Origin of the sequence: Sphingomonas sp. FUKUSWIS1, assembly GCF_000733135.1 — a bacterium.
Classification (GTDB): domain Bacteria; phylum Pseudomonadota; class Alphaproteobacteria; order Sphingomonadales; family Sphingomonadaceae; genus Sphingomonas; species Sphingomonas aerolata.
Window position 1 is genome coordinate 56706 of the sequence record NZ_JPJC01000242.1, and the last position, 9684, is coordinate 66389.

Genomic DNA, 9684 nt, shown 5'->3' on the forward strand with positions numbered 1-9684 from the left:
CCGGCCCCGGATCTCCACCGGCGCGCAACGTCGCATCGTCGATCACGATGTTCGCGACGACCGTCTGCGCCAGCAGTGTGACAGCCTCGTCGATCGAGGCGGCGGTCAGGACGATGTCGCAATGCGGTGTCACCAGCGTCCGGAACATGCTGCGCATGATGGGATTGCGGTCGATGATCAACGTCGCCGCGCCGGTTCCCTGATCGGCCCCCAGGTCGCCGAGCGCGATCGCCTCCGCATGGACCAGCGGCAGGCTGAGCGTGAACGTGGCGCCCTGCCCTTCGCGGCTGGTGACCGTGACGTCGCCATTCATCGCGCGCGCGAGGTTGCGACAGATCGACAGGCCGAGCCCGGTGCCGCCAAACTGCCGCGTCGTTCCGGCATCCGCCTGGCGGAAGGATTCGAAGATCTCGTCGAGCTTGTTCGCCGGAATGCCGATGCCCGAATCGGATACGTCGAGCCACAGCCGGTCTTCACCGGTCCGCAACGCCACCGTCACCGCGCCCTCGCGGGTGAACTTCAGCGCATTCGACAACAGGTTGAACACGATCTGCCGCACTCGCGCGGCGTCGCCCATGATCCGGGCGGGGCAGTCGGCCATGTCGAGCGTGAACGACAGCCCCTTCGACCGGGCCTGCTCCTCCCACATCTGCGCAGCATCGGTCACCGTGGCGCACAGATCGAACGGCGCGAACTCGATCGTCAGGTTGCCGGTTTCCATCTTGGCGATGTCGAGAATGTCGTCGACCAGCGCGCGCATCGTCGCCCCCGCGCCGCGCACGATGCCGAGGCGATCGCGCACATCGGGCGCCAGGCCGGGGTCCGCGAGCATCACCTCGGTCATGCCCAATATCCCGTTCAGCGGCGTGCGGATCTCGTGGCTCGTCGTGGCAAGGAATTCGGTCTTCGCCGCGAGTGCCTTGCCAAGCGCGGCATTGGTGATCGCGAGATCGTCATTCGCCGCCCGGACCTTGTCGCGACTGCGACGGATCGTCACCAGGCCGATCGCGAGCATGCCAATGATGATCGAAACTGCGGCGATCGCGCCGATGAACATCAGCCGCTGTGTCTTCGCCCGATCCTTCTCGTACCGCACGCTGCGCTCGAGGTCGTTGGCGCGCAGCTTCGAAATCTTCAGTTCCTGATTCGCAAAGTCGAATCGTGCCGCCAGCAAAGCCGTGCTCATATTGGTAGCAAGCTTGGTCGCCTGATCATCCAGACGCTTCTGCGCCTCGAGATGGACGAGTGCGTCTGCAGGGCGGTCGAGCGCTTTGTAGATTACATAAGCTGTCTGGTGCGCTTCCCTAAACGACAAGCTGGTTTTTTCGACATCGACGCCCGCAAAACGTTCCGAAATCAGCGCCAACGCGCGCTGCAGATTGCCCTGCTTTAACGCAACTTCGGCGGCGATCGGCAGGAGCTGAACGCGCCACACCGCAGCTTCTGATCGCAGGGTAAGGCGCTGGCTCGACGCGACGGCCTTCGCTGCCGCAGCGATCTTACCAGCCTTGAGAAGCGTCCTAGCAATATTTCCCTGGATACGGGATTGCAAAAGCGGGCTTTTCATCTGCCCCGCGAGCCGCAGGGCGTTGCCGTACTGCGCCGCGGACTGATCGTAACGGCCAAGATCCTGCAGATACGACCCCCTGTTATTATAGATTGAAACTAGCAGACCAGGATCGCCGTCATAAGTGTCCAGTGCTTGGCCCAGATACTTCAGCGCCGACTCGGCATCATTGCCGTCGCCATAGAGCGCCGCAATCAACATCAGCGCCTTTGCGCGGTTGCGACTATCCGAAAGCGCGCGGAAGATGTTGTGCGCGTTCTGGTAGTCGGCCAGCGACGCGGCGACCTGCCCGCGCGCCGCATGCACCCCGCCCCGCGACAGCAGGACGTTGGCGTGCAGGTTCGAATTGGGGTCGCGCCGCTGAACGATCGCCAGCGACCGCGCGATGAGCAGTTCGGCATGATCCGGGTCGCTGACCCGGATCAATGCCTCACCCTGCAACCACCAGGCGGTGGCGAGCGCGTTCTCCTTCCGGACCGGATCATTGATGCCTTGGGCGATCGTCTCGGCTGCCTTTGCCTTACGGATTGCCACGGAAGGATCGACCTGCATCGCCGACTTCGCGTCGGCGATCGCGGCGTCGAACCGTACCGCCGATGTCGCGGCGGACACTTTCACGACCGGGGCCGCAGCCGTCAGAAAGGGCGCTGCCAACATCACGCCCACCGCCAGGCTGCAAGCGATCACACGCGATCGGATCGACCTGTGCATTCAGCCGCTCTTCCGAAAGGCCGCCACCCGCGTGAAAGGCGACCGCACATCCTGCGCGATTGCGAGGTGACGTTCCTCCGCCAGGAACGGGAGCAGCGCATCGAGCCCGATCGGGCGGCTGATCAGGAATCCCTGCACCATGTCGCACCCCATGACCGACAGCAATGCCATTGCTGCCGGGGTTTCAACCCCTTCTGCCACAACTTCCATCTCGAGCGCATGCGCCAGATCAATGGTCGACCGGACGATCAGCGGATCGCGGTTCGAACTGGTGAGTTGCGTGACGAAGAGCTTGTCGATCTTGAGCTCGCTGGCGGGAAGCTGCTTGAGATAGGCGAGCGACGACAGGCCGGCACCATAATCGTCGATCGCGATCACGATGCCGATATCCGCGAAGATCTGCAAATTCCGGATCGCGCTTTCCGGATCGCGAATCACCGACGTCTCGGTGATCTCGAAGCCCAGACGCGCGCCGCTCGACGTGATCATCTCGCACGCCTGCCGCACGAATCGCGCATCGGCGAGCAAGACGCCGGCGATATTGATGAAGATCGGCAGTTCATGACCATGCGCCGCCAGGATCCGCTGGTCGCCGATCACCTGCTCGATCGTCCATAGCGTGAGCGCAACGATGTCGCGGCTCTCCTCCGCGATCGGGATGAAGTCGCTCGGCAACACGAGGCCGCGCTGCGGATGGCGCCAGCGGACCAGCGCCTCGACACTGACGATCTCCTGCCGACGCAGATGGACCTTGGGTTGATATTGAAGGAACAGCTGGTCGCCGCCGATCGCCTTGTGCAACTCGCGCGCCAGCATCAGCCGGTCGAGCGACGCGCTGGCCGCCGATGCGTCGCGCGCGATCGGTCCGCGCTCGACCCGAGCATCGGCAAGCGCGAGCTCGGCTTCCTCGACCAGGCGAACCTCGTCGTGCTGTGGCGCACGGACCGACGCGCCGCCCAGCGTCAGGTCGACATGATAGAGCTCGCCATCGATGTCGAACGGCGTGGTGAAGGCGTGCGCGATCTGGTCGAGCGCCAGATCGAGATCGCTCTGCTGATCCCCCAGCAGCGCTATGTCGATCAGGTCGCGGGCGGCGATTTCGGTGCGCGACTGTGGCAGCAAGGCTGCGATCCGGATCGCGATGTCGCCGACCAGCGTGTCTGCACGGCCCCGCCCGACATGCCGGCGAAGCATCGCGAAATTCGCCACTTCCGCCAGGATGACGAACTGCCAGCCATGATAAGCGACCGGAAGGCAAGGCACAGTCACGTGCTCCGGGACGTCAGTCATAGGACCGCCCCGTCGACGCATACCCGCACTCACGCACGTCGCAACGGCAGTCGGAAGGAAGATGCGACCGGTCATTCATCTCCGAAACGCTAGCTGCCGATACTGAAGATAGCGTTAAGCCTCCCATTACGACACGTAAACATGGTTAACGATCAATAAACCATGTTGTGTTTCAATTAACGCCTGATTAACTTTATCAAGCGTCCGAAACGGCGTGAATAAGGGAGAAAAAAGTGCTGAAGTTCATTCTTTCGCTCGTCTATGGCGACTCGATGCGCCCCTGGTAAACAGGTGCCGGCCCGGCGTTTTTGGAAAGATCCGCGGTTTCGTGGTTCGGCTTCCATCGGCACCGGGCCAATTTGACGACGTTCAACTATAGTAGTTTAAGATCCAGACCGGCCTGCCCCCCCCGGCCCGCCGCGAACGGCATTGCCCCGTGCGCTGACCGCCACGTGGCACAGGCGTAGAGCCGCCCTGCAAGACCGTATCGGGTCATGCATCAGCGACAGCCGTCATTCCTGTCATCAGTCCGAACGGACCACCACATCGCCGGCGGAAAGCCCGGGCACCCGGCATCGTCTCGCGAACGGCTCAGGCCTTCGCGCAACATCGCCGTGCCCGCACACGCGACGTCAATGGACGCGCGAGCCTGACCGCAAGCGGAAATCACCGATCAAGCGAGATCCCGTGGCGGGCGTGATTCGCGCCGCCACGGGATGAGGTGATCAATAGTCCTTGGAGTATTTCACGCTGGCGTTGGTCCCGCCCTGCGCACCGGCCGACGAGAGCAGGCTGAGCGCCTTGGTCAGGGCAATCTCCAGCTGGGTCGAGGTGAAGCCCTTCGCGTCGGTCACGATCTCCACATAGATGTTGTCGGTTAGGTATTTGCCTGCCGCAAGGCTGGTGCCACGCCCGCTGGCCTCGTCTGCGCCAAGGACGCGGAGACGATCGAAGCCGGTCGCCGAACGCAGCTTGCCGAGCGGATTCAGACCGCCACCCGATCCGCGCAATGAATTGAGCGCGGACGCCAGCTGGATCGCCTCGGTCGCCGAGAGATTCTCGGGGTTGGTGCCGAACAACAGCCGGCTCAGCACCTCGTCCTGCGGCAGCGCCGGGGTCGAGGTGAAGGCGATCTGCGGGCGCTGACCGGTGCCCGTGACGTTGATGACGACGGTGATATTGTTCGTGGTCGTCGTCGCCTGGATGTTGATGTCCGGATCGGTCAGCGCCCCGCCGCGGAAGCGGATCGTGCCGCGATTGACCTCGAATCGCTTGCCCGCGAACGAATAGGTCCCGCGGACGATGTCGAGCCCACCGGTGACGACCGGCGCGGTCGACGTGCCGGTGATCCGCATGTCCATCTCCCATTCCGATTCGAGACCCATGCCGGACACGAACAGCTGGTTCGGCGCCCGCACCCGGAGGTCGAGCTTGATCAGGCTCGGCGGAGCGGGCCGCGCCGGACGATCGGTCGGCAGCGCCGGCCGGATCTCGCTCTTGCGGCGGATACCGGTCAGCTCGGCCACCTCCGCCTGACCCTGGCGGATGATCTCGTAGCGCGCCTCCGGGATCTGCAGGTCACCCTTGAGCAGTCCGCCATCGCGGCCATAGGTGAACCGCACCGACCCGGTCGTCGTCGCACTGAGCGCGTCGCTCTTGGCAAGCTGTGCATTGTCGAGGGTCGCGCGCAGATCGATCGGGAAGCCGCTGTCCGCGGCAAGCCCGACGCTGCCCTGGGCCTGTACACTGCCATTGCCGGCACGGGCCCGCAGCTGCGTCAGTTCAAGCCGGTCGTTGTTGAACCGCGCATTGATCGCCATCTGCGACAGGCGCGTGCCGTAGACCTCATTGTCATAGGTCAGCGAATCGGCCCGTACGATGCCGTTCAGACGCGGCGCCTGAACGCGCCCGGAGAAGTCCGCCGCGATCGCGATCGGCCCGGACAGCTGCTGGTTGGGCAGCGCGGCCAGGCTGAACAGCACTGCCGATGGCCCGTTATACCGGATGCCACCCGACAGCGGTGCCGCCATCAGTCGTTCCGACCAGGACGCGCCAGCGCCCAGCGGCCGGAGATTGGCGACCATGCGCCCCACCACCGTCGTCCCGCGCCGGACCAGCGCGCGGCCGGTCCCGCCATCGGCATTGAGCGTGCCGGCGAACACGATGTCGACCGCATCGGACACCGCCGCGATCCCCGTGCGGGTGAAGTTGCTCACCGTCGCACGGACGTTCGCCGTCGGCACCGCAGTGCTGTTGGCCTGGGCGAAGTCGAGGCTGCCCGTCGCGGTGCCGCCGATCCCGAGGTTCGGCATCAGCGCGCTCAGCACCGACAGGTCGAGCTTGTCGAGCCGCGCTTGTGCGTTCAACCCGCGGCCATAGCTGCCGGCAAGACGCGCTGCGCCGGCCGCGGTCCCCTGACCAAAGTCGATCCGGGTCGGCGAAAGGCGATAGACGCCCTGCGTCGCCTGGATCCGCGCGGGATTGGCAGTGCGGAAGTCGATTCCGTTCGCCTGGCCCTTGAGCGCAACGAGATAGTTCTCGGGGCTCAGCTTCGCATTCATCGCGAGGCGGAATGGTACGCCGCTCGACCCCGTCGCCAGTGCCTGGGCGGTGCCCTTGCCACCGACGTAATTCACCTTTGCGCGCGCGGCGGACAACACGACCTCGCCGTAGCGCATGTCGGCGATCTGGACGTCGGCGATCACTTCGGGCGCCTTGGGATACAGCACGGCGCTGGCATCGACGATCGCGCGGCCGATCGTGAAATCGACCATGCCCGGAATCTTTGCGCCATAGGCCCGCGCGGCGACATCGGCGCGCTGATACCCGCCCTGGTTCGCGAGACGGACATTGCCCGTCAGTCCCTGCCCCGCGAACTGCAGCGCACCGGCGAACGGCCCCGCCGCACTCTGCACGATCCGGCCGCGTGCAACGATGCCCGCGAAGACCGCACGGCGCACGTCGACCGCAAGCTGGGTGCCCGGCGTTACGAGCACATCGGCGGTGAAGGGGCCGTAATCGGTGCCGCCGCTCGCGACGACGGCATAGGCGCCGTTGCGCCCGACGACCCGCGCCTGGAGATTGACCAGCCCGACGCCGACGCCCGGCCGCGGTGCACGCAGGACGACGACCGGCGCGGTCGCGCTGCCCGTGACCCGCGCCGACAGCGGCCCGTAGACGGTCGAATAGGCATCGGCGTTGACGAGCACCGCGCCGGTGGCCGGATCGAACCGCCCCTCGCCGCGCGTCACGCGGAATTGCGGCGCGTTCATGCGGAGGTTGCGGAAGGTCACGATCCCCTCGGGACTGTACCCGATATCCGACCGGACGATCGCGTTGCCGCCGAGGAAGCTACGCGCGCCCTCGTTGAAGATCTGTGCGGTCTGCGCGACGACGCGACCGGTGATGCCGAACCCGCCATTGGGGCCCGGCACTAGCTTCGCATCAGTCGTCAGGTTGACGATGCCGATCCCGTCGACGCGGTAGTTGTTGACCCGCCCCTTGAGCGCGCCGGTGTAGCGTCCGGTCGACATGTTCGCGACGACGACCGCGGTCGCGTCGATCTTGTCCGAACGGATCTTGAGATTGTCCGACAGGACGTTGACGCCGGAGATCGCGAAGTCCCCGTCGATCGCGACGTTGGTCGCAAGACCGCCAACCGCCGCATTGAGCCCGGTCACGCGACGCGCGCGGGCCTTGATCGGCAGGAGGATGCGGTCGGCATTCACGCGCGCAAGACCCTCGGCATAGAGGTTCTCGACACCCATTTCGCCAAAGGCGATCGTTGCCGCCCGGACCTTGTAGTCGACCGTCGGAGTCGCGAACGCCCCGTCGAGGACGACGCGCGCGGTGACATCGCGACCGCGCAGATTGGGCAGGATCGCCCCCGGGGTCAGAAGCTTGGCATTGACCGCGAAATTGGCGAACCGGCTGTTGGCGAGATCGATCAGGCCGCCGGCATCGACCGCGAGCGCGTCCGACTTCAGCGTCATGCGCGTGTCGGCCTTGCGGTCGTTCAGCGTCGTGTCGATCGACACGTCGAGCTGTGGCGCGGTCAGGCGCTCGACCGGTCCTTCGAGATAGAGGCCGGGGCGGGTCGCGCCGCGCACCTCGATATGACCGTTCTTCGCGGTCAGGTCGAGATTGGCGAGCTCGCCGCCGCCCAGCGTCGCGACCGCACGGCCGCGCCAGGCGGCCCAGCTTCCGCGTCCATCCACCGTTGCGGTCAGCGGTGCCTTGAGCGACCCCATCGTCGCGACCACGCCGCCAACGGGCGCGGTCAGCTTGACGTTGACGTCGAGCTTGTTCTGTTCGGGCACCGCATCGAGCTTGAGAATGAGGCTGTCACCGCCGGCAATGCCGGGGCCGGTCAGCGCGGCAGCGTTGGTCGTCAGCTGTGCACGCTTGTCGGCGATATGGACCGCACCGTCGATCTTGAGGATATGCGTCTGGCCCGTCACCGGCTTGCCGATCACGAACCGGTCGATCACCAGCCGGTTCACGTCGATATCGAGATCGGGCAGCAGCGGCGCGTTGGGATCGGTCGGGGTCGCCTTGAGCACCGGACGCCGTTGCAGCGTGACGAGCGGCGTGGTCAGCGACCGGACGTCGACATGGTTGCTGGCAAAGGCGAACGGGCGCCAGTCGACGCGCAGCTTCGGGCTGGTGAGGAACACGCCGGTCGGGTCCGACACGCGGACGTCGCTGAGCGTCATCGCGCCGTAGATGGATCCGTCGATCCGGCCGACCTTGATGTTGAGACCGGACGCGGTCGTATAGCCACCGATCTGATCCGCGACGAGGCGGCGACCGGGATCGGTGTTGATCCCGAACAGCACGATCAGCACAAGTGCGATCAGCGCCACGATCAGGATCACGATCCCCTTGAGGATCCGCTGCCACAGCGGCCGTTGGGCGACGACGTTGTCGTCAGCCTGATAGATAGGTCCCTGGTCGGCAGGGGGTGCGCCGTTTTCGGCCATCAGAATGCCTGCCCGATCGAGATGTAGAGCGCGACCTTGCCGTCGCCCTCGCGTGGGTTCAGCGGCGTCGCGACGTCGATGCGCATCGGACCGAAGCTGGTGTAGAAGCGACCGCCGATACCCGCGCCGTAGCGCAGGCTCGACAGGTTCGGCGTGCTGCTCTCATAGCTGTTGCCCGCGTCGATGAACGGCACGATGCCGAAATCACCGAACCGGTAGCGCGCCTCGAGCGCGAACTCGTTGAGCGAGCGGCCACCAACCGGATCGCCATTGGGATCAAACGGTCCGAGGCGTTGATAGCCATAGCCGCGGACCGATCCGCCGCCGCCGCCATAATAGCGCCGCGAGGGTGCCAGATCGTCGCGCGCGACGCCCTGGATCGTTCCCGCCTTGGCGCGGCCGGCGATCACGATGCTGCTCGACACGGGATAGTAGAAGGTCCCCTCGACCATCGCGCGGACATAGGGTTTGACCGAGCCCTGCACCGATGTTTCGGGGCTGGCGTTCAAACGCAGGCGGAAGCCCTTGGTCGGGTTCAGCAGGCTGTCGGAGCGGTCGAACAACAGCTGCCCGGGCAGCGCGACGATGCCGTAGGTGCGCCGGACGTTTCGCCCCTGCGCGAAGTCATAGACGCTCTCGTTCGTGCCGACGAGCTCGCCGCCGTAGTAATAGGTGATCGGCTTCTGCCAGATCGGCGTCGAATCATAGCTCCAGCGGATGCCGACGCTCGTCGTGAACGCCTCATAGGCGTCGTAGTTCGAATGATTGGCCCCCGCCGTCAGGCTGAAGGTGCGGTCGCGACGCCCGGCATTAGCGCGCCGGAACGTGCCCGCAAGCCCCTGTTCCTGCGTCCCCGCGATCACCGACGCGAGCAGGCCACCCTCATAGGGGAAGAGGTTGCGATGCTGCCAGGTCCCCTCGGCGCGGAAGCCCTGCCCGGTCGAGAAGCCGACATTGCCGCCCAGCGTGCGCGCCGGGCCCTTTTCCTGCCGGACCAGCAGGTCGACCTGCTCGGTGCCGTCGGGGTTGGTGCGGCCGGTCCGCTGCGGCACCACCGAGACGCTCTGGAACAGGCTCGTCGCGACCAGCGCGTCGCGCAGGTCGTCGGTCATACGGTTGTCGTAGAGCTGCCCC

The 9684-nt window shown here is 65.6% G+C and carries 4 protein-coding genes; all 4 read right to left on the reverse strand.

Annotation, left to right across the window (positions count from 1 at the left end; all coding sequences use genetic code 11):
* A partial coding sequence (locus tag sphsw_RS15150; protein WP_235188412.1) for an ATP-binding protein occupies window positions 1-2221 on the reverse strand: 2221 nt, incomplete at its 3' end.
* A gap of 57 nt (window positions 2222-2278) precedes the next feature.
* Window positions 2279-3568 carry an EAL domain-containing protein gene (locus tag sphsw_RS15155; RefSeq protein ID WP_081874364.1) on the reverse strand — a complete coding sequence of 430 codons (1290 nt, stop codon included), beginning with the start codon at window positions 3566-3568 and terminating at the stop codon, window positions 2279-2281.
* 725 nt (window positions 3569-4293) lie between these two features.
* Window positions 4294-8550 (reverse strand): translocation/assembly module TamB domain-containing protein, encoded by a 4257-nt coding sequence (locus sphsw_RS15160; RefSeq protein WP_031441347.1) that lies wholly within the window; start codon window positions 8548-8550, stop codon window positions 4294-4296.
* The coding region (locus sphsw_RS20595) for an autotransporter assembly complex protein TamA (protein ID WP_042467463.1) at window positions 8550-9684 on the reverse strand (1135 nt) is incomplete at its 5' end. The genes sphsw_RS15160 and sphsw_RS20595, both read right to left, overlap by 1 nt.